At 68.4% G+C, this 19,743-nt stretch carries 17 protein-coding genes; 13 read left to right on the plus strand and 4 right to left on the minus strand.

From position 1 onward, the window contains the following. Positions 1 to 40 precede the first annotated feature (40 nt). The gene (locus G6N23_RS06530; protein WP_085262259.1) at positions 41 to 1,201 is read left to right on the plus strand and encodes a CynX/NimT family MFS transporter; all 1,161 of its coding nucleotides are present in this window, start codon (positions 41 to 43) and stop codon (positions 1,199 to 1,201) included. Positions 1,202 to 1,208: 7 nt separating this feature from the next. Here the strand turns inward: G6N23_RS06530 and G6N23_RS06535 are convergent, their stop codons facing one another. From G6N23_RS06535 to G6N23_RS06545, 3 genes are all read right to left on the minus strand, one after another. Further along, a complete protein-coding gene (locus G6N23_RS06535) occupies positions 1,209 to 2,261 on the minus strand; it encodes an NAD(P)-dependent alcohol dehydrogenase (protein WP_085262067.1) in 1,053 nt (350 codons plus the stop codon). A 133-nt stretch (positions 2,262 to 2,394) separates the two neighbouring features. Next, a complete protein-coding gene (locus tag G6N23_RS06540; RefSeq protein ID WP_085262068.1) occupies positions 2,395 to 3,987 on the minus strand; it encodes an adenylate/guanylate cyclase domain-containing protein in 1,593 nt (530 codons plus the stop codon). 361 nt (positions 3,988 to 4,348) lie between these two features. Then, the gene (locus G6N23_RS06545) at positions 4,349 to 5,380 is read right to left on the minus strand and encodes an iron-siderophore ABC transporter substrate-binding protein (RefSeq protein ID WP_085262260.1); all 1,032 of its coding nucleotides are present in this window, start codon (positions 5,378 to 5,380) and stop codon (positions 4,349 to 4,351) included. Positions 5,381 to 5,566: 186 nt separating this feature from the next. On the opposite strand from G6N23_RS06545, the gene ctaD reads away from it, so the two are divergent. From ctaD to G6N23_RS06600, 11 genes are all read left to right on the plus strand, one after another. Further along, on the plus strand, positions 5,567 to 7,291 hold the full coding sequence (ctaD, locus tag G6N23_RS06550; RefSeq protein WP_085262261.1) for an aa3-type cytochrome oxidase subunit I: 1,725 nt from the start codon (positions 5,567 to 5,569) through the stop codon (positions 7,289 to 7,291). 58 nt (positions 7,292 to 7,349) lie between these two features. Beyond that, positions 7,350 to 8,576 (plus strand): phosphoserine phosphatase SerB, encoded by a 1,227-nt coding sequence (gene serB / locus G6N23_RS06555; protein WP_095173944.1) that lies wholly within the window; start codon positions 7,350 to 7,352, stop codon positions 8,574 to 8,576. A 56-nt stretch (positions 8,577 to 8,632) separates the two neighbouring features. Continuing rightward, entirely contained in the window at positions 8,633 to 9,487 is an 855-nt protein-coding gene (locus G6N23_RS06560; RefSeq protein ID WP_085262070.1) for an ABC transporter ATP-binding protein, read from the plus strand. Next, a complete protein-coding gene (locus tag G6N23_RS06565; protein ID WP_085262071.1) occupies positions 9,484 to 10,302 on the plus strand; it encodes an NUDIX hydrolase in 819 nt (272 codons plus the stop codon). The genes G6N23_RS06560 and G6N23_RS06565 overlap by 4 nt, the downstream gene beginning before the upstream one ends. Further along, positions 10,299 to 11,033: an enoyl-CoA hydratase gene (locus G6N23_RS06570; protein ID WP_085262262.1), complete on the plus strand. Its 735-nt coding sequence runs from the start codon at positions 10,299 to 10,301 to the stop codon at positions 11,031 to 11,033. Before G6N23_RS06565 ends, G6N23_RS06570 begins: the two co-directional genes overlap by 4 nt. A gap of 83 nt (positions 11,034 to 11,116) precedes the next feature. Continuing rightward, entirely contained in the window at positions 11,117 to 12,127 is a 1,011-nt protein-coding gene (locus tag G6N23_RS06575; protein ID WP_085262072.1) for a histidine phosphatase family protein, read from the plus strand. A gap of 102 nt (positions 12,128 to 12,229) precedes the next feature. Beyond that, a complete protein-coding gene (locus tag G6N23_RS06580) occupies positions 12,230 to 13,345 on the plus strand; it encodes a histidine phosphatase family protein (protein WP_234808686.1) in 1,116 nt (371 codons plus the stop codon). Positions 13,346 to 13,527: 182 nt separating this feature from the next. Then, positions 13,528 to 14,583 carry a histidine phosphatase family protein gene (locus tag G6N23_RS06585; protein WP_095174223.1) on the plus strand — a complete coding sequence of 352 codons (1,056 nt, stop codon included), beginning with the start codon at positions 13,528 to 13,530 and terminating at the stop codon, positions 14,581 to 14,583. A 34-nt stretch (positions 14,584 to 14,617) separates the two neighbouring features. Next, complete coding sequence (locus tag G6N23_RS06590) at positions 14,618 to 15,586, plus strand: class I SAM-dependent methyltransferase (protein WP_085262074.1); 969 nt, start codon at positions 14,618 to 14,620, stop codon at positions 15,584 to 15,586. Then, positions 15,544 to 16,797 (plus strand): THUMP-like domain-containing protein, encoded by a 1,254-nt coding sequence (locus G6N23_RS06595; RefSeq protein WP_085262075.1) that lies wholly within the window; start codon positions 15,544 to 15,546, stop codon positions 16,795 to 16,797. The genes G6N23_RS06590 and G6N23_RS06595 overlap by 43 nt, the downstream gene beginning before the upstream one ends. A 77-nt stretch (positions 16,798 to 16,874) precedes the next feature. Then, positions 16,875 to 17,576: an esterase gene (locus G6N23_RS06600; protein ID WP_085262076.1), complete on the plus strand. Its 702-nt coding sequence runs from the start codon at positions 16,875 to 16,877 to the stop codon at positions 17,574 to 17,576. A 29-nt stretch (positions 17,577 to 17,605) separates the two neighbouring features. Here the strand turns inward: G6N23_RS06600 and G6N23_RS06605 are convergent, their stop codons facing one another. Then, on the minus strand, positions 17,606 to 18,847 hold the full coding sequence (locus G6N23_RS06605) for an outer membrane protein assembly factor BamB (protein WP_095174221.1): 1,242 nt from the start codon (positions 18,845 to 18,847) through the stop codon (positions 17,606 to 17,608). Between the two features lie 147 nt (positions 18,848 to 18,994). Between G6N23_RS06605 and G6N23_RS06610 the strand changes: the two genes are divergently transcribed. Next, the gene (locus G6N23_RS06610; RefSeq protein ID WP_085262078.1) at positions 18,995 to 19,735 is read left to right on the plus strand and encodes an acyltransferase; all 741 of its coding nucleotides are present in this window, start codon (positions 18,995 to 18,997) and stop codon (positions 19,733 to 19,735) included. Positions 19,736 to 19,743 lie beyond the last annotated feature (8 nt).

The raw sequence follows: 19,743 nt of genomic DNA on the forward strand, positions 1-19,743 counted from the left end.
ACTGGAGCTCGAGGGCGCCGCCGAGTTCCGGCCTGCGACGATGGCAGCCGGCGGCGCCCTGCTGACCGTCGCGGTGGTGTTGACCGCGCTGAACCTCCGCCCTGCCATCACCAGCGTGGGCCCGCTGCTCCCGGAGATGCGGGGAGCCTTGGGCGCCTCGGACACCTGGGCCGGTGTCCTGACCACCCTGCCCGGTCTGTGCTTCGCGGCAGCCGGCCTCGCCGCGCCGTGGTTGTCCCGACGGATCGGATTGGCCCGTACCGTTTCGGCAGCGCTGCTCACACTTGTTGCCGGACTGCTGATCCGGGTCTGCGATGGCGCCTTGGTCGTGCTCGGCGGAACACTGATCGCGACCGCCGGAATCGCGTTGATCAACGTGCTGATCCCGGTGATCATCCGCGGATCCTTCCCGGCGCAGGTCGGGCTGATGACCGGGATCTACACCGCGGCGCTACAAGGGGGAGGAGCACTGGGCTCCGCGGTCACCCCGATGCTGGACGACGCGCTGGGAGGCTGGCGATCGGCGCTGGGCGCGTGGAGTGCGCTGGCGCTGCTGGCGCTGGCGGCATGGGTGGTGGGGGCCCGCGGATTCGATCGGCCCGGCACCACCGCACCCGCGGCCGCGACGAAAGGCCGATCGCTGTTGCGCAGCAAGCTGGCCTGGACCGTCACCTTGTTCTTCGGCACCCAGTCGTTCCTCGCCTACGTGGTGCTGGGCTGGCTACCCGAGGTGCTGATCGACAACGGCACAAGCGAAACGCGCGCGGGCCTGCTGCTCGGCCTGATCTCGCTGATCGCCGTGCCGATCAGCCTGATCGTCTCGCCGCTGGCCGCCCGCCGCGACAGCCAAAGCGGATGGATCGTCGGACTGGGAACGCTCGGCATGACCGGCATGGTCGGTCTGCTGATCGCGCCCGCGGCCGCACCGCTGTTGTGGAGCGTACTGGTGGGGCTGGGGATGAGCGTTTTCTCGTTGGCGCTCACCGTGATTGCGCTACGTGCCCGCGATACGCAGGACACCGTGAGCCTGTCGGGGATGGCGCAGGGTTTCGGCTACCTGCTCGCCGGCGTCGGCCCGTTCATGTTCGGTCTGTTGCACCACGCCAGCGGTGGATGGACCGTGCCGTGGCTGATGATGCTCGCCGTCTATCTGGTGCAGACGTCGGCGGGCGCACTGGCCGGGCGCAACCGTTACGTCTAGCGCCGGCTCAGGGCTGCCGCAACGACGCGGTGTCGATGACGAACCGGTAGCGCACGTCTGAGGCGAGCACCCGCTCGTAGGCGGTGTTGATGTAATCCGGTTCGATCACCTCGATCTCGGGGCGCACGCCGTGCTCGGCGCAGAAGTTCAGCATCTCCTGCGTCTCGGCGATCCCGCCGATCAACGACCCCGACACGCTGCGTCGCATCCTGACCAGGGGGCCCGGCGGTACCGCCAGGGCTTTCTCCGGCATGCCCAGCTCGACCAGGCTGCCGTCCAGGGTGAGCAGCCCCAGGTACGCACCCAGGTCCAGGCTCGCCGAGACGGTGTTCAGGACGACGTCGAAGGTGCCGCGCAACTTCTTGAACGTCGCGGGGTCGCTGGTGGCGTAGTAATGCTCGGCGCCCAACCGCAGCCCGTCCTCCATCTTCTTCAGCGACTGGGACAGCACGGTGACCTCGGCACCCATCGCGGTTGCGAGCTTGACGGCCATGTGGCCCAGACCGCCCAGACCGACGACGGCAATTCGCTTGCCGGGACCGACATTCCAGTGGCGCAGCGGCGAGTAGGTGGTGACGCCGGCGCACAGCAGCGGCGCGGCGGCATCGAGCGGAATCTCATCCGGGATGCTCAGCACATAGTTCTCGTCGACGACGATCGCGCCGCTGTAGCCACCCTGGGTGGGCTGGCCGTCACGGCCGACGCCGGCGTAGGTGCCGACCATGCCGCCGCCGGTGCAGTACTGCTCGAGGCCGGCTTGGCAGCTGGGGCACTCGCGGCACGAGTCGACGAAGCAGCCGACGCCGACGCGGTCGCCGATCTTGAACTTGGTGACATCCGCGCCGACCGCGGTCACCACGCCGGCGATCTCATGTCCGGGCACGACTGGGTATTGCGGGCGGCCCCACTCGGCCTTGACGGTGTGGATGTCGGAGTGGCAGATACCGGCGAAAGCGATATCGAAAGCGACGTCGTGCGGACCCGGGTCCCGGCGGGTGATGGTGGTCTTGGTCAGGGGGTCGGTCGGCGACGTGGCGGCATAAGCGGAAACGGTGCTCATCGGTGATATCTCTCTTTACAAACTAGGCGTTCTTATATAGCCTAGCGAAGTAATTTGTGCAGTGGTCGTCCGTTCCTCGTCCAGGCGCAATGGCGACGCCTGTTTGCCCAGGGTGTGGGGGGTTCCGGGACTGTTACGTAATCTTTGACACATCCCGCTGCGGTTCGACGTGCCGGGGGTTCGATCTGCGGCTGGTGATCAGAGCGATACGGGCTGCCCCACGCAGGATCCATGGTGTCTGCCGTGCCATCACGGCTACGGCCCGGTCCGAGCGGCGCATCGAGGCCTGCGGGCCGGGGGTCGGCGTCGAGGCCAGTTCGGCCTCGGCTGATCCGGCTGCCGGGCCGTTGCGATCGATGGCAAGGAGTTGCCAGGTGCCGGGAACGCCGCGAAGCTCCACGCTACCGCGGTCCTCGAAGCCCGTGCCCGAGCCGACGACGAGATCGCGCACGGTGCGCGACACCAGAATCTCGCCCGCGCCGGCCTGGCCGACGATCCGCGCCGCGATGTGCACGGCCATCCCGGCGATGTCGTTGTCGATCAGTTCGCATTCACCGGTGTGGATACCGACCCGGATCTCGATGCCTAGTGCGTCGGCGTCGGTCTGCAACGCCTCGGCGCAGCGGATCGCCTGCGTCGGGCCGTCGAACGTGGCGAGGTGACCGTCGCCGGTGCTCTTCACCACCGCGCCGCTAAATCGCTCCGTGAGTTCGGCGGTGATTTCACCAAAGCGCTGCAGCACCGCTCGCCACCGCTCGTCGCCGGTCGCCGCGGCGTGTTGCGTCGAAGCGACGATGTCGGTGAACAAAACGGTGCGCAATGCGCGATGTGACTGTGCCGGCGCCGCATGGCCACCGGTGAGAAACTCTTCGACCTCCGCCAGGATCTTGTCCGGCTCGGTCAGAAAGGGGGCGTGGTCCACGCCCTCAACCTCCAGGTATCGCGCTCCGGGGATATGTGCGGCGAGATACCGGCCGCCCTGAACCGGCACCGCGTTGTCCTCGCGGGCATGGATGACCAGGGTCGGCGCGGTGAGCGTCGGCAGGATCGGCCGCACGTCGATCAGAAACGCCGCTTCAAAGGAGGCCCGCGCCATTCCCGGGCTCGCACACATGCGCTCGCACATCGCGAGCTGGCGTAGCGACCGGACCGATGGCGAACTGATGCTGGCTGTCTCGCCGTTTCCCCACCCGGAGCGCACCGTGCGGCCGGCTTGCTGGAAGCGGGCGAGCTGAGCGATCGAGGGCGTGTAGTCCTCGCCCAGCTCGGCGAGGAAGCGCGCCCGCAGCTCGGCCGGGTCTCGGTCCAAGTCGTCCCAGTCCTCGAAGCCCCAATAGGGAACCGTGCCGGACAGGATTAGCGCCCTGGTTCGCGTCGGCCAGGTTGCCGCGAACATGATGGCTACCGGTCCACCGTCGCTCAGTCCGCACATGACGGCCTGTCCGAAGCCGACCGTGTCCATGACCGCCTCGATCTCGGCCGCGCGCTCCTCCAGCGTACGAACTTTCGGTACCGGGTCCGACAGCCCGACCCCGGCCTTGTCGAACCAGGCAACGCGACAGAAGGTTCCGAGCTGGTCAACGAACGCTTTGAATTGGGGGAGGGTCCAGGCCAGCTCGACGTGGGTCACGAACGGCCCGACGATGACCAGCTCGATCGGCCCATCGCCGAACAGCTGATAGGCCAGGCTGAGATCGCCACACTTGGCGTATGACGTTTCCGGCACGGAATGAGCGTACTGCGGCCCGGGTTTGCCGTCGCCGAAAACGGAGCGGCCAGACACTACACAGATCACCCCGAGGGTCGCCGGCCCTGACGGGACGCGTCAGCGGAAGGAAAGCCTTGCGATGCAGTAGGTTTCCGCTACTTGCACCAGGAAAGAGGTGCTCGTCAGCGAATGCGTAACGCATTGCTGTGAAGTTGAGCGATAAGGCTGAGAGTTCGCTGCAATGTCGACGGTGATGCAATTTTCGATGCGCAACGGGCCGAGAAACAGCGCGACGAGGTCTATGCCGCGCAGAGCCGCATCGCCGAACAGCTGCGGGTGCTCTCAGCCGAACTGCGGCAGCGGATCGCGCAGCGGCCGCTCAGTTGATCGGCGCGTTCACCCAGCGCAGGTCGTCGACCACTCCGCGGGCCGCGATCGGTCCCTGCCCGGTCTGCCACACCTCGTTGTTCACCACGAACACCCGGCTGTCGCGGTTGGCCCCCAGCCGGCGCCAGGAGACGCTGTCGAACACCGTGGCCGCTCGCGCCTTGGCCGCCGGCGAGGCGAACGACACGTAGACGATGTCACCGTCGGCCGCCGAGAAGTCCGCGCGGCCGCCCAGATCGCCGTCGCCCGCGGCGATCTCGAGGTAGGGCTGGTCGGTGAACCGCTGCGCCGGCGGCCGGTCCACCCCGACCGCCTTGAGCACACTGGCAGCAAAGTTGGCCGCCCCGTACACCCGCACGCCGTTGTCGGTGAGCTGCACCACCGAGGCCTGGAAGTGGGTGGCGTCGCCGGTCTCGCCGGTGGCATCGGCCTTCTCACTGAAGCTGCCGAGCACCTCGTCGGCGGCGCCGCTGCGCGCGGTCGCGGCGCCGACCCCGCGCAGGTTGTCCTCCCATGCTGCGCCCGGCGCCCCGGTGAACACGGTGGGGGCGATCGAGGCCAGCTCGGCATATCCCGGCGTCAGGCCCTGTGCCCCCAGGATGAGATCCGGGCGCAATGCGGCGATGGCACCGGTGTCGGGATTGCTGCGGGTGCCCACGGCCGGCAGGCCGTGCACCACGGCGCCCAGGTACGAGGGCTGGCTCTCCGAGCCGTCCGGTAGCGCGGCCCCGACGATGCGGGACTGCAGGCCCAGGGCGCACAGCGCATCGAGCTGATCACCGGAGAGCACCACGATGCGCTCCGCTTCCTCGGGCACCTCGGTACTCGGTGGCTCCACCCCGTCCGCGTTGTGCACCGATCGCATCGGTGGCCCCGGGTCGGCACGGGCCGGCTCGGGAGCGCAGGACTCGTCGGGGCGGCGGTCGTTGCCGAGCACACCCGCCCCGGCGACCATGGTCGTGGTGGTGGACGTCGGCGCCGTTTCCGGGTCCTGACCCGAGCAACCCGAGGCCGTGATCAGCATCACGGTCAGTGCTACCGCCGACACCGCCCGCCGGTTCGCCCTGGTCACGCGGTGACGTTAACACCCGCGCGCAGCCAGCCCCACGAGGAGACGAATACGACAGTTTGTAGGAGGGCTATACCGGCGGGGCGATGGCCGGGGTTAGGATTCGACCCAAGTCCCGGGATGCCCATGTTTGGAGGAATGTTGACCGCCGAAGCACCCCCGCGCGCAGAACTCGAGCCCAGTCGGCCATTCCCGCCGTTGATGGGCCCCAAGGGCGGCCTGCTCTACAAGATGATCACCACCACCGATCACAAGCTGATCGGCATCATGTACTGCGTCGCCTGCATGGTGTTCTTCTTCATCGGTGGCCTGCTGGCGCTGCTGATGCGCACCGAGCTTGCCGCGCCGGGCCTGCAGTTCCTGTCCAACGAGCAGTTCAACCAGCTGTTCACCATGCACGGCACCGTCATGCTGCTGTTCTATGCCACCCCGATCGTCTTCGGTTTCGCCAACCTGGTGCTGCCGCTGCAGATCGGCGCCCCGGACGTGGCGTTCCCGCGGCTCAACGCGTTCTCGTTCTGGCTCTTCGTGTTCGGCGCGACCATCGCACTGGCCGGTTTTATCACCCCCGGCGGTGCGGCCGACTTCGGCTGGACCGGCTACACCCCGCTGAGCAACGCGGTGCACTCACCGGGCGCCGGCGCCGACCTGTGGATCATGGGCCTGGCTGTCGCTGGTCTGGGCACCATCCTGGGCGGGGTCAACATGATCACCACCGTGGCGTGCATGCGCGCCCCCGGGATGACGATGTTCCGGATGCCGATCTTCACCTGGAACATCCTGGTCACCTCGATCATGGTGCTGATCGTCTTCCCGCTGCTGACCGCGGCCCTGCTGGGCCTGGCCGTCGACCGGCACCTGGGCGGGCATATCTACGACTCCGCCAACGGTGGCGAGCTGCTATGGCAACACCTGTTCTGGTTCTTCGGCCATCCCGAGGTGTACATCATCGCGCTACCGTTCTTCGGCATCGTCAGTGAAGTGATCCCGGTGTTCGCCCGCAAGCCGATCTTCGGTTACGTCACCCTGGTCTACGCGACGATGAGCATCGCCGGCCTGTCGACGGCGGTGTGGGCGCACCACATGTACGCCACCGGTGCCGTCCTGCTGCCGTTCTTCTCGCTGCTGACCCTGATGATCGCCATCCCGACCGGACTGAAGTTCTTCAACTGGATCGGCACCATGTGGCGGGGACAGATGACGTTCGAGACGCCGATGCTGTTCTCGCTCGGCTTCATCGTCACCTTCCTGGCCGGCGGCCTGACCGGCGTGATGCTGGCCAGCCCGCCGATCGACTTCCACGTCAGTGACAGCTACTTCCTGATCGCGCACTTCCACTACGTGCTGTTCGGCACCATCGTGTTCGCCACCTTCGCCGGAATCTATTTCTGGTTCCCGAAGATGACCGGCCGGCTGCTCGACGAGCGGTTGGGCAAGCTGCACTTCTGGCTGACATTCATCGGGTTCCACACCACGTTCTTGATCCAGCACTGGCTGGGCAACATGGGCATGCCGCGCCGCTACGCCGACTACCTGCCCACCGACGGCTTCCAGCCGTTCAACATCGTCTCCACCGTCGGGGCGTTCATCCTGGGCGCCTCGATGCTGGCCTTCACCTGGAACGTGTTCAAGAGCTGGCGCTACGGCGAGGTCGTCACCGTGGATGACCCCTGGGGCTACGGCAACTCGCTGGAGTGGGCGACCAGCTGCCCGCCGCCGCGGCACAACTTCACCGAGCTGCCCCGGATCCGTTCGGAGCGGCCGGCTTTCGAGCTGCACTACCCGCACATGATCGATCGGCTGCGTGCCGAGGCGCACGTCGGCCGTCATCCCGGCGACGAGCTGTACGAGCCCGAACCGGTCTGATGAGCCCACTGGGGGTGAGGCGGCGCCGGACCCGGTCGGGCGGCCGCCGCGGGTGAGCATGGCCAAGGTGCCGGTGCTGATCACTGTCACCGGCGTCGATCAGCCGGGCGTCACGTCGGCGCTCTTCGAGGTGCTGTCGCGGTATCAGGTCGAACTGCTCAACGTCGAACAGGTCGTGGTCCGCGGCCGGCTGACCCTGGGCGTGCTGGTGTCGGCGGTATCGGAGGTTGCCGACGGAACGGCGTTGGCCGCCGAGGTCACCGCGGCCATCCACGGCGTCGGCCTGGAAGTCACGATCGAGCGCAGCGACGACGCTCCGATCATCGCCGTGCCGTCCACACATCGGATCGTGGTGCTGGGACGGCCGGTGACGGCCGCCGCTCTCGGCGCGCTGGCCACTGAGATCGCGGAGATCGACGCCAACATCGACATGATCCGGGGCGTCTCGGACTACCCGGTGACCGGGTTGGAACTGCGGGTATCGGTGCCGGCCGGCGCGGCGGGCCGGTTGCAGTTCGCGCTGAGCCAGGTCGCCGCGCAGCAGCGGGTCGACGTGGCATTCCAGGATGCCAGCCTGTCCCGCCGGACCAAGCGCCTGATCGTCTTCGACGTCGACTCCACACTGATCCAGGGCGAGGTCATCGAGATGCTGGCCGCCCGCGCGGGTGCCGGGGACGCCGTCGCGGCGATCACCGAGGCCGCCATGCGCGGCGAACTGGACTTCGCCGAGTCGCTGCATCACCGGGTGGCCACCCTCGCCGGCCTGTCCGCCGGTGTCATCGACGAAGTGGCCGGGCAGATCGAGCTCACCCCGGGGGCGCGCACCACATTGCGCACGCTGCGCCGGCTGGGTTTCAAGTGCGGGGTGGTCTCCGGTGGGTTCCGGCAGGTGATCGCACCGCTGGCCGACGATCTGAAGCTGGACTTCGTCGCGGCCAACGAATTGGAGATCGTCGACGGCAAACTCACCGGCCGGGTGATCGGGCCGGTGGTGGACCGGGCCGGCAAGGCCGATGCACTGCGAGAGTTCGCCGACCGGGCCGGTGTGCCGCTGGAACAGACCGTTGCGGTCGGCGACGGCGCCAACGACATCGACATGCTGGCCGCGGCCGGGTTGGGCGTGGCGTTCAACGCCAAGCCGGCGTTGCGCGAGGTCGCCGACGCATCGTTGAGCTACCCCTACCTGGACACCGTGCTGTTCCTGCTGGGCGTCACCCGCGCCGAGATCGAGGCCGCCGACGCGCACGACGGGGTGCTGCGCCGGGTCGAGATTCCATCGGACTAGTCGGCTAGCGGCACCCGGTCGGTTGCTACGAGGTCGGGGTACGGCACCATAGGGCCGTGCCCGACACCGGACGCCCCGGCCCCCTCGCAGCGGCCGACCAAGATCTGCTGATCCACTTCGAGGGCGTTTCGCTGTGCCGTGACGGGCGCTCCCTGGTGGGCCCGCTGGACTGGTCGGTCGAACTCGACGAACGCTGGGTCATCATCGGGCCCAACGGCGCCGGCAAGACGTCGCTGCTGCGGATCGCCGCCGCCACCGAACATCCGTCTTCGGGCGCGGCCTTTGTGCTCGGCGAGCAGCTGGGCCGGGTCGACACCACCGAACTGCGTGCCCGAGTCGGATTGAGCTCCTCGGCACTGGCGCAGCGGATTCCGGGCAACGAGACCGTCCTCGACCTGGTCATCTCGGCCGGTTATGCGGTGCTGGGACGGTGGCGGGAACGCTATGACGCCGTCGACCACGACCGGGCGGTGGACCTGCTGGAAAGCCTGGGCGCCGAACACCTGGCCGACCGCACCTACGGGACGCTGTCCGAGGGGGAGCGCAAGCGGGTGCTGATCGCCCGTGCGCTGATGACCGATCCCGAGTTGCTGTTGCTCGACGAGCCGGCGGCCGGCCTCGACCTGGGTGGCCGTGAGGAATTGGTGGCCCGGCTGGCCGATCTGGCCGCCGACCCGGACGCACCGGCGACGGTGCTGGTCACCCATCACGTCGAGGAGATTCCGCTCGGATTCAGTCACTGCCTGCTGCTGGCCGAGGGCCGCCCCGTCGCCGCAGGCCTGCTCGGCGACGTGCTGACCGCCGAGAACCTGTCCGCCGCATTCGGGCAGTCGATCTCATTGGACGTCATCGACGGGCGGTACTTCGCGCGCCGGACCCGCGGCCGCGCAGCCCATCGGAGGCGCGCATGAGCGCCGCCCAGCCGCCGCCGCTGCCGACCCGGCCCGCCGCGACGGTGATGTTGGTGCGCGACGGGGACAGCGGGAACGGCCCGCTGGATGTGTTCCTGATGCGCCGTCACGCCGCCATGGAGTTCGCCGCCGGGGTGATGGTGTTTCCCGGCGGCGGGGTCGACGACCGCGACCGCAGCGCCGAGGTCGCCTGGTTCGGGCCGGAACCGTCCTGGTGGGCCCAGCGCTTCGGCGTCGAGATCGACCTGGCGGCGGCGCTGGTGTGCGCGGCGGTGCGGGAGACCTTCGAGGAGTCCGGCGTGTTGTTCGCCGGCCCCGCCGACGACTCGCAGCGCGTCGTCGCCGATGCGTCGGTGTATGCGGACGCCCGCCGCGCACTGGCGGTCGGCGAACTGTCGTTCGCCGACTTTCTGCGCACCGAGAACCTGGTGTTGCACGCCGAACTGTTGCGGCCGTGGGCGAACTGGGTGACGCCCGAGGCCGAGCGCACCCGCCGTTACGACACCTACTTCTTCGTCGCGGGACTCCCGCTCGGTCAGCGCGCCGACGGTGACAACACCGAGTCCGACCACGCCGGCTGGGTGACTCCCGAAGCCGCGATCGAGGACTTCGCGACCGGGCGCAGCTTTCTGCTGCCGCCGACCTGGACCCAGCTGGATTCGCTGGTCGGCCGCAGCGTGCAGGACGTGTTGGCGCTGGAACGCCAGATCGTGGTGACGCAACCGACGATGGCTCGGCACGGCGACAACTGGGAGATCGAATTCTTCGACTCGACGCGCTACAACGAGGCGCGCGGCACGCGGTGGCCCGGATGAGCGAATTCGTCAGTGTGCACTCGTCATCGGCCGGGGTGGCCACCCTGGCGCTGTCGCGTCTGCCGAGCAACGCCTTGACCCGCCAGGTCTACCGGGAGATCACCGAGGCGGCGGAGGAGGTGTCGGCGCGAGACGACGTCGCCGCGGTGGTGTTGTACGGCGGCCACGAGATCTTCTGCGCAGGTGACGACGTTCCCGAACTTCGCACCCTGATATCCGCCGAGGCCGAAAGGTTCGCCGGCATCCGCCATGACGCCGTGGAGGCGGTGGCGGCCATCGGAAAGCCGACGGTGGCCGCGGTCACCGGTTACGCGCTGGGCAGCGGCCTGGCGCTGGCGTTGGCGGCGGACTGGCGGATCAGTGGTGACAACGTCAAATTCGGCGCCACCGAGATTCTGGCCGGCCTGGTTCCCGATGGTGCGGGGCTGGCCCGGCTGACCCGCACCATCGGCGCGAGCCGCGCCAAGGAGTTGGCCTACAGCGGGCGGTTCTTCGACGCCGAGGAAGCGCTCGCGCTGGGCCTGATCGACGACATGGTGGCTCCCGACGGGGTCTACGAGGCGGCCCTGAGCTGGGCTCGGCGCTTCGTCGACGCCCCGCGGCAGGCGCTGGCCGCGGCCAAAGCCTCGATCGATACCGTCGCCACGCTGCCTCCCGCCGAGCGGGCCGCAGCCGACCGGCGCCGGTATGCGCAGGTGTTCGCCGCGGGACACGGCGAGAACCGTCAATAATCGCGCATTATCAACCTCCTATCAGCTAACGTTCAGTCACGCGGCCGTGGCCGCACCTGTGCCGGCTTGTAGGGAGACACCAGATGCAACGACTTGCCACCCGTCCGTGGATCACCGCAACCATCGCGCTCGTCGCGGCGGGAGCTGTCGCGGCCACGCCGGTTGCCGGGCCGCTGCCCGAGGCCATCGCGGTCGACATCCTGCTCGCCGCCCAGGACATCACCCTCGACCTGGTGCGCCACGGCGAGTCGGTGGACAACGCCGAAGGCATCCTGGGCACCATGCCACCGGGCGCTGAGCTCACCGAGCTGGGGCAGCAGCAGGCGGCAGACGTCGCCCCGGCGATCCACGACGCGTTCCCGGACGGCATCGCCGGGCTCTACGCCTCGGAGATGATCCGCGCCCAGGACACCGCGCAGCCGCTGGCCGATCTGCTGAGCGCGGACGTCACCATTCTGGCCGGACTCAACGAACTCGACGCGGGCTGGCTGGAAGGCCAGCCGCTGAACATCCTCACCGAGGTCGGCTATATCTTCGCCCCCCTCATGTGGATCATGGGGCAGTACTGGGTGCCCCAGCTGGGCTCTTCGATCGACCCCAACGGGGTGGTGTTCAACGAGCGCGTCGGTGAGGCGATCGAGGCCATCTACGGCAACACCGTGGCCGACCCGGACAACCCGACGACGGGCGTGGCGTTCGCGCACGCCGGGACGATCGCGGTCTGGACGCTGATGAACGTCAAGAACCCCGACTTCGGACTGGTCCTCAACGAAGCGCTCAAGACCCTCAGCCCGTTGGACAACACCGCTCAGGTGGTCATCGACGGCAATCCGACCGACGGCTGGACGCTGGTCAGCTGGGACGGGCATGAGGTGTCGGCGACCCCAGACCTGCTCACCGGACTGTTCGTCGACTGGCGGGATCTGGCCACGGCCCCACAGATCGCTGCGTGGCACATCCTGGAGGCATTCCAGGGCGGCGACCAGGCCGACATCACCGCCGCGTTGCAGACCGGCTTCGACCAGGTCGTAGCGGCTGTCACCGCCTTCCCGCAGGCGGTGATCGACACCCTCGCCGGCGCGCTGAGCGGCTAGGGACGGACGCCCGCCGAATGGACGGGAACCCATTGACAATGGGGAAAACATCAGATTAACCTCAGCGAATCATTTGCGCTACGCGGCGTAGCGTATTGGAATATGAGCTCGCTGAAGGAGAAGGTCATGAACCACACCCGCCCGTGGATCACCGCCGGAGTGGCCCTCGTCGGTGCCGGCGTCGTCGCCGTCGCCCCGGTGACACCGATGAGCGGCCCGCTGCCCGCGGTGGTCGCCGCGCCCGCCATCCAGCTGACCGCCACCGACATGGTGCTCGACCTGGTGCGGCACGGTCAGTCGGTGGACAACGTCGAGGGCGTCATCGGAACCCTGCCGCCCGGCGCGCCGCTCACCGATGAGGGCGCCACCCAGGCGGCCTACCTCGCCGACCCGACCAACTCGCAGCACCTCGCCGACCCGAGCTTCTACGACGGCGTCTACGCGTCGGAGTTCCTCCGGACCCAGCAGACCGCGGCGGACTGGCTGGCGGCCGCGGGCGCGACCGACACGTCGCCGACGGTGCTGTCCGGACTCAACGAACTCAATGCCGGCTTCCTGGAGGGAACCTCGCAGTCCAGCCAGGCGACCGCCCTGTTGTATCTGGTCGGGCCGCTGGCGTGGATGTTCGGCCAGTACTGGGTGCCGCAGCTGGGATCGACCCTCGACCCCAACGGCATGGCGTTCCAGGACCGGTTCTCCGACGCCGTCGAGCAGATCTATGCCAATGGCGGCACGGTCGACGCCGACGGAAACCTCAACAGCGTGGCGTTCTCGCACGCGGCGGCGATCTCCACCTGGGTGATGATGAACGTCAAGAACCCCGACTTCGAGATCTACTTCACGTCGTTGCTGCAGGGGTTGTTGCCCAACACCGGCCAGGTCGTGGTCGAGGGCAACCCGACCGACGGCTGGACCCTGGTCAGCTGGAACGGAACAGAGGTGGCGGAGAACCCGGGCCTGCTCACCGGGCTGTTCGTCGACTTCCGCGACCTGATGGTCGCGCCGCAGATGGCCGGCTGGCACATCTGGGAGGCGATCGGTGGCGGCGACCCCGCCGACATCACCGCCGCGCTGCAGACCGGCTTCAACGACGTGCTCACCGCGTTCGCCGCATTCCCGCAGGCGGTGATCGACACCATCACCGGGGCGATGGGCGACGCCGCCGGCGGCGGTGTGGGCGACGCGGCCGGTGACGTGGTGGCGGCTCTGGCGGGCTGACCGGCGACTGGTGGCCGGCCGGGCGCGGCGGGTGAAGCCGGCGCGCCCGGCTGCTACGTTTGCACCCGCGCCGGCGCCTGAATACCGACCAGAGATTCGCTGAAGAATTGGTATTGCCCAGCTCGGCCACGCGTATGTAGTGTGAATTCAGTCACAATATGTCCGCCAGGGGAGGAATGGACATGAAGAGACTCACCGCCAGTCCGTGGGCCACCACCGGGATCGCGCTGGTCGGCGCCGGACTTGTCGCCGGCACGCCGGTGACGGCGCCACCACCCGCCGGCGCGCTAGCCTTCGACATCCAGCTCACCGCCGAGGACATCACGCTGGATTGGGTGCGGCACGGCCAATCGACCGACGACCTCAACAATATTCTCGGCACATTGCCACCCGGTGCTCATCTGACGGAACTGGGCGAGCAGCAGGCGCAGGACGTCGCCGCCGCCATCCAGCAGGAGTACCCGGACGGTATCGCCGGCATCTACGCCTCGGAGCTGGTCCGGACCCAAGAAACCATGGCCCCGCTGGCCGCGGCCCTGGGATTGGATGTGCAGGTGCTGTCGGATCTCAACGAGATCCCCGCCGGCATCTTCGAAGAACAGCCACGCAGCCTGATCAGCGAAGCCTCCTTCTTCTTCCCGATGGCCATGTGGATCCTCGGCAACCTCTTCGTCTCGGAGCCCGGCACCAACTACAACGGGGTGGTCTTCGAGGACCAAGTCAACGGCGCCATGCAGACGATGTACGACAACACCATCGCCGGTGACGGCCCGACGACCGCTGTGGCCTCTTCCAGCGGCGGCGACATCGCCATCTGGATTCTGATGAACGTCAAGAACCCCGACATCTGGCCGATTCTGCAGACGGTGCTCGAAAACGGCGGTCCGCCCCCCAACGCGGGCCAGGCCATACTCGAAGGCAACCCCACCGACGGCTGGACGCTGGTCAGCTGGGACGGCATACCCGTGAACCCGACCCCGGACCTGTTCACCGGATTGTTCGTCGACTACCGCGACCTGATCACGGCGCCGCAGATCGCGCTGTGGCACATCTGGGAGGCGATCCAGGGCGGCGACCAGGCCGACATCACCGCCGCGCTGCAGACCGGCTTCAACCAGGTCGTCGCCGCGTTCGAAGCGTTCCCCCAGGCGGTGATCGACACCATCACCGGCGCGTTCGGGAGCGACGCCGGTGGTGCCGCCGACTCACTGGCCGACGGCTTGCTGGGAGCGATCTAAACCGAGGTCGGCCCAGCCGTTAGGCTGACTCGCTATGACGAGTACGGACCCGACGCCGAACCCGCACGCGACCGCTGAACAGGTCGAGGCCGCACGGCACGACAGCAAACTCGCTCAGGTGCTCTATCACGACTGGGAGGCCGAGCAGTACGACGAGAAGTGGTCGATCTCCTACGACGAGCGCTGTATCGACTACGCCCGGGGCCGCTTCGATGCGATCGTGCCCGCCGCGGATCGGGACCGCTTGCCTTATGAGCGCGCTCTGGAGCTGGGTTGCGGCACCGGGTTCTTCCTGCTCAATTTGATGCAGTCCGGGGTGGCTCGGCGCGGCTCGGTCACCGACCTGTCCCCGGGCATGGTCAAAGTCGCCACCCGCAACGGTCAGGCCCTCGGCCTGGATGTCGACGGGCGGGTCGCGGACGCCGAGGGAATCCCGTACGAGGACAACACCTTCGACCTGGTGGTCGGTCACGCCGTGCTGCACCACATCCCCGACGTCGAATTGTCGCTGCGCGAGGTGGTCCGGGTGCTCAAGCCCGGCGGCCGGTTCATCTTCGCCGGCGAGCCCACCACGGTCGGCAACTTCTACGCCCGCCGGCTGGCCGACCTGACCTGGAAGACGACGGTCGCCGCGATGAAGCTGCCCGGGATGGGCAGCTGGCGCCGGCCGCAGGAAGAGCTCGACGAGAACTCCCGTGCCGCTGCGCTCGAATGGATCGTGGACCTGCACACCTTCGAGCCCGCCGATCTGGAGCGGATGGCGGCCAACGCCGGGGCGGTCGACGTGCTCACCGCCAGCGAGGAGTTCACCGCCGCCATGCTGGGCTGGCCGGTACGGACCTTCGAATCGACGGTGCCGCCGGGCAAGCTCGGATGGGGCTGGGCGCGGTTTGCCTTTAGCAGCTGGACGGCCCTGAGCTGGGTGGACTCCAACGTATTGCGCCGGGTGGTGCCGAAGGGCTGGTTCTACAACCTGATGGTCACCGGGGTCAAGCCCTCCTGACCAGCGGGTACCGCTTCTCTCTGGCCGACGTCGGCTACCTGAGGTCGGCGGCCGGCGCAGCCGCCCTGGCCGAGGTCGCCGGCTTCGCCCTGAGTGACACCACCCGCGTTGCCGACATCGCCGCCATGCGGGGTCGCTTCGGGGACCGGACACCGGCACTGGCCGAGACCACCCTGCTGCGCCGACGGGCCTCGGCCAAGCTGGCCGAACTGCCGGGCACATCGCAGTGGCTGTTCACCGACGAGGCGCTGCAGCAGGCCAGCGCCGCGCCGGTGGCACGTCACCGGGCGCAGCGCATCACAGCGGCCGCGCCGCATGCCGTCGTGCACGACGTGACCTGCTCGGTCGGTACCGAATTGGCTGCGCTGTCGGAGGTGACCGATCGGGTGCTGGGCAGCGACCTGGACCCGGTACGGCTGGCGATGGCTCGCCACAACCTGGGCGGGGCGGCCCTGCTCTGTCTTGCTCAAGCCGACGCGTTGACCCCGGTCAGCCGCGACACGGTGGTGCTGGCCGATCCGGGTCGCCGCGGTGGTGGACGGCGCCGCTTCGACCCGGCCGGTTACGAGCCCGCCCTGGACCGGCTGCTGGATGTCTACGCAGGGCGCGACATCGTGGTAAAGACCGCTCCTGGAATCGATTTCGAGAAGGTTGGGATGCTCGGTTTTCAGGGCGAGATCGAAGTCACCTCGTGGCAGGCTTCGGTGCGCGAGGCCTGCCTGTGGTCGCCCGGCCTGTCCGGGCCGGGCGTGCGCCGCCGCGCGGTGATCCTGGATCGTGACGAGCAGGTCACCGACGCCGAACCCGACGACTGCGACGTGCGTCCGGTGGGGCGGTGGATCGTCGATCCGGACGGCGCGGTGGTGCGGGCCGGGCTGGTCCGCCAGTACGGCGCCCGGCACGGGCTCTGGCAGCTCGATCCCGACATCGCCTACCTGTCCGGTGATGAACTGCCGGACGGGGTGCGCGGATTCGAGGTGCTCGAGGAGCTGGCCTACAGCGAGAAGCGGTTGCGTCAGGCGCTGGCGGCGCTGGACTGCGGCGCCTTGGAGATCCTGGTTCGCGGTGTGCGTGAGGTACAGGCCGACCCCGATGGCCTGCGCCGGCGGCTGCGCCTGCGTGGGCAGCGGGCGCTGTCGGTGGTCATCACCCGCATCGGGACGGGGGCAGCGGCTCGGCCGATTGCGTTCGTCTGCCGTCCATCCCGCTGAGCAGCCCGGTAGGCTATGCGCTTCGGGGCCATTCCTGCTTGCTGCGGCAAGTCGAGACAAAGCGAGACGAACCGACGATGCGCATCATGGTGGCCGCCCTGTTGGCGGGCGGGGCGGTAAGCGGGTGGCTGGGCATACCGGGTCTGCCCTCGGCGATCGCGGCCTCGCCGTGTGCCGAACTGGGTGGAACCATCGAGTCCGGGGGGCTGTGTCACGTCCACTCCTCGAATGCCAGCTACACCCTGGACATGAAGTTCCCGGTCGACTACCCCGACCAGCAGACGCTGACCGACTACCTCGTGCAGAACCGCGACGGGTTCCTGACCGTAGCCAAGTCGCCCGGGTCGCGCGACATGCCCTATGAAATGGACGCCACCTCCGAGCAGCACCGCTCGGGCCAGCCGCCCAAGGGAACTCAGAGCGTCGTGCTCAAGATCTTCCAGGATCTCGGCGGCCCGCAGCCCTCCACTTGGTATCAGTCCTTCAACTACGATCTGGCGGCCCGCAAGCCGATCACCTTCGAGACCCTGTTCGCGCCCAACAGCAAGCCGCTGGAAGCGATCTTTCCGGTGGTGCAGCGCGACCTCGAGCGCCAAACCGGTGTGCCGGCGATCCTGATTTCGCCCGGTTCGGGGATGGACCCGTCGCATTACCAGAACTTCGCCATCACCAACGAGGACGTGATCTTCTACTTCGCGCCCGGCGAACTGCTGCCGATGAGCGCCGGTGCCACCTCGGTGAAGCTCCCGCGCACCGCGCTTCCGCCGCTGGCCGTCTGAGGCGAGCGCGAGCGCGGGCGACACCACCGCTAGACGGGGGCGAAGCTGAAGACCTGCCCGGCGCTGGTGGCGACCACCACCCGCCGGTCGAGGCCGACCGACACCCCGAGCGGAAACCCGCGCGATTCGGGCAGCGGATAGCTGTTGACGGTATGACCGTCGTTCGGGTCGAACACCAGCAGCGACGAACCGGCCGGGCCGACACTGGTGCCGGCGACCACGGTGTAGCCGACTTTTCCGGCCAGACTCGACGACGACAGCGGAATGGTGTCGTCGCGGCGCCACACCTGCTCGGCGTACTCACCGCGGTCGGCGAACGCGACCAGTTCGGTCTCCGGCCCGCCGCCGGAGACGATCAGCCCGCCGGGGGTCACCGCCGGTGGTGTCTGGGCCAGGAACTTCAGCGGTACCGACCATTTCTCCTTCCCGTCGGCCGCGTTGATCGCCCACAGCCGCTGGTCGCGTCCGTTGACGTAGACGGTGGAGCCGTCGGCGGACAGTACCGGGCTGGCCAGCACCCCGCCGGCGACCGCGTCGCTGGTCCACTCCTGGGTGAGCAGCGGAGTGCCGCCCGGGTGGTACTTGATCCCGACGAGTCCGGACTCCTTGGCACCCGGCTGCCACAGGCTCACCACCACGGTGTTGCTCGCCGGTGAGAAGGCGGGGGCGGCGGCGACCGGGCAGTCCGGCCGGGCGGCGGCGCAGTCGGCCAATCCGCGGCGGAAGTCGGTCGGGTCGACACCGTCCACCAGGTCCAGCGGGGTGCCGACGACGGTGCCGCGGTGCGCGTCGAAGACCAGCGTCTGACCCAGGTGGGTCACCACCAGCAGCAGCCCGTCGCCGAGGATCCGCGGCGTCGACGGCATTCCGATCACCGGTGCGCGCCAGCGGATCCACTGCGTGGGCGGAAACGACAGCATCGCACCCGGTTGGCCGACATAGACGTTGTCGAAGCCGTCGATGAGCGGGCCGAAGAACCCGCCGCCCTGATGCAACCGGGTGCACCAGCGCTGCCGGCCGTGGTCGGCGTTCTCCCACTGCATCAGCGAACAACCGGCCTCGGTCTGCCCGTTGAGCACCAGCCAGCCGTGCACGCCCAGCGCCGGTCCGGCTCCCAGCTCGCCCTTGACCGAGCGGGTCCAATCCAATTGCAGGTCGGTGGCCCCGGCGGTGGCGGTGTTGCTGCTGTTGGCGGCGTCGGCGTACTGGGCGGGCCAGCCCGGTGCGGGGGCGGCGTCCACCCACGAATCGGTGTTGGCGCAGCCGCCCATCGCCACGGCAACCGCCGTCGCCGCGATGACTGCCAGGACACCACGTCGCCGCAACACAGTGGCAATCCCCAATCATCGGCAGGCCAGTGAACGAGTCCAGGTGAGGGTAGCGCGTGGGCCGAATCCGCTCGCGTAGGCTTTCCGGCCATGACGACCATGTGGGGTGCTCCAATCCACAAGCGCTGGCGTGGCTCGCGCCTGCGCGACCCGCGCCAGGCCAAGTTCCTCACGCTGGCCTCACTGCGCTGGGTGCTGGCCAATAAGGCCTATACCCCGTGGTATCTGGTGCGGTATTGGCGGCTGCTGAAGTTCAAGCTGGCCAACCCGCACATCATCACCCGCGGCATGGTGTTCCTGGGCAAAGGCGTCGAGATTCAGGCCACCCCGGAGCTCTCCGAGCTCGAGATCGGCCGCTGGGTGCACATCGGCGACAAGAACACCATCCGGGCGCACGAGGGCTCACTGCGCTTCGGCGACAAAGTGGTGCTGGGTCGTGACAACGTCATCAACACCTATCTCGACATCGAGCTGGGTGACTCGGTGCTGATGGCGGACTGGTGCTATGTCTGCGACTTCGACCACAAGATGGACGACATCAACATGCCCATCAAGGACCAGGGCATTGTCAAGAGCCCGGTGCGGATCGGGCCGGACACCTGGATCGCGGCCAAGGTCACCATTCTGCGCGAGACCAGCATCGGCCGCGGCTGCGTGCTGGGCGCCCACGCGGTGGTCAAGGGCGTCATCCCGGATTACTCGATCGCGGTGGGCGCGCCGGCCAAGGTGGTCAAGAACCGCAAGCTGGCCTGGGAGACCTCGGCCGCCGAGCGCGCCGAGCTGGCCGCCGCGTTGGCCGACATCGAACGTAAGAAGGCGGCCCGGGGCTAGGGTCGTGC

It is taken from the genome of Mycolicibacter terrae, assembly GCF_010727125.1.
Taxonomy (GTDB): domain Bacteria; phylum Actinomycetota; class Actinomycetes; order Mycobacteriales; family Mycobacteriaceae; genus Mycobacterium; species Mycobacterium terrae.

Bases quoted from the DNA above. Each gene is read 5' to 3' on its own strand.
- G6N23_RS06530 (WP_085262259.1), top strand. From the start codon at position 41: ATGGCAGCCGGCGGCGCCCTGCTGACCGTCGCGGTGGTGTTGACCGCG.
- G6N23_RS06535 (WP_085262067.1), bottom strand. From the start codon at position 2,261: ATGAGCACCGTTTCCGCTTATGCCGCCACGTCGCCGACCGACCCCCTG.
- G6N23_RS06545 (WP_085262260.1), bottom strand. From the start codon at position 5,380: ATGCTGATCACGGCCTCGGGTTGCTCGGGTCAGGACCCGGAAACGGCG.
- serB (WP_095173944.1), top strand. From the start codon at position 7,350: ATGGCCAAGGTGCCGGTGCTGATCACTGTCACCGGCGTCGATCAGCCG.
- G6N23_RS06565 (WP_085262071.1), top strand. From the start codon at position 9,484: ATGAGCGCCGCCCAGCCGCCGCCGCTGCCGACCCGGCCCGCCGCGACG.
- G6N23_RS06570 (WP_085262262.1), top strand. From the start codon at position 10,299: ATGAGCGAATTCGTCAGTGTGCACTCGTCATCGGCCGGGGTGGCCACC.
- G6N23_RS06575 (WP_085262072.1), top strand. From the start codon at position 11,117: ATGCAACGACTTGCCACCCGTCCGTGGATCACCGCAACCATCGCGCTC.
- G6N23_RS06580 (WP_234808686.1), top strand. From the start codon at position 12,230: ATGAGCTCGCTGAAGGAGAAGGTCATGAACCACACCCGCCCGTGGATC.
- G6N23_RS06585 (WP_095174223.1), top strand. From the start codon at position 13,528: ATGAAGAGACTCACCGCCAGTCCGTGGGCCACCACCGGGATCGCGCTG.
- G6N23_RS06590 (WP_085262074.1), top strand. From the start codon at position 14,618: ATGACGAGTACGGACCCGACGCCGAACCCGCACGCGACCGCTGAACAG.
- G6N23_RS06600 (WP_085262076.1), top strand. From the start codon at position 16,875: ATGCGCATCATGGTGGCCGCCCTGTTGGCGGGCGGGGCGGTAAGCGGG.
- G6N23_RS06605 (WP_095174221.1), bottom strand. From the start codon at position 18,847: ATGGGCGGCTGCGCCAACACCGATTCGTGGGTGGACGCCGCCCCCGCA.
- G6N23_RS06610 (WP_085262078.1), top strand. From the start codon at position 18,995: ATGACGACCATGTGGGGTGCTCCAATCCACAAGCGCTGGCGTGGCTCG.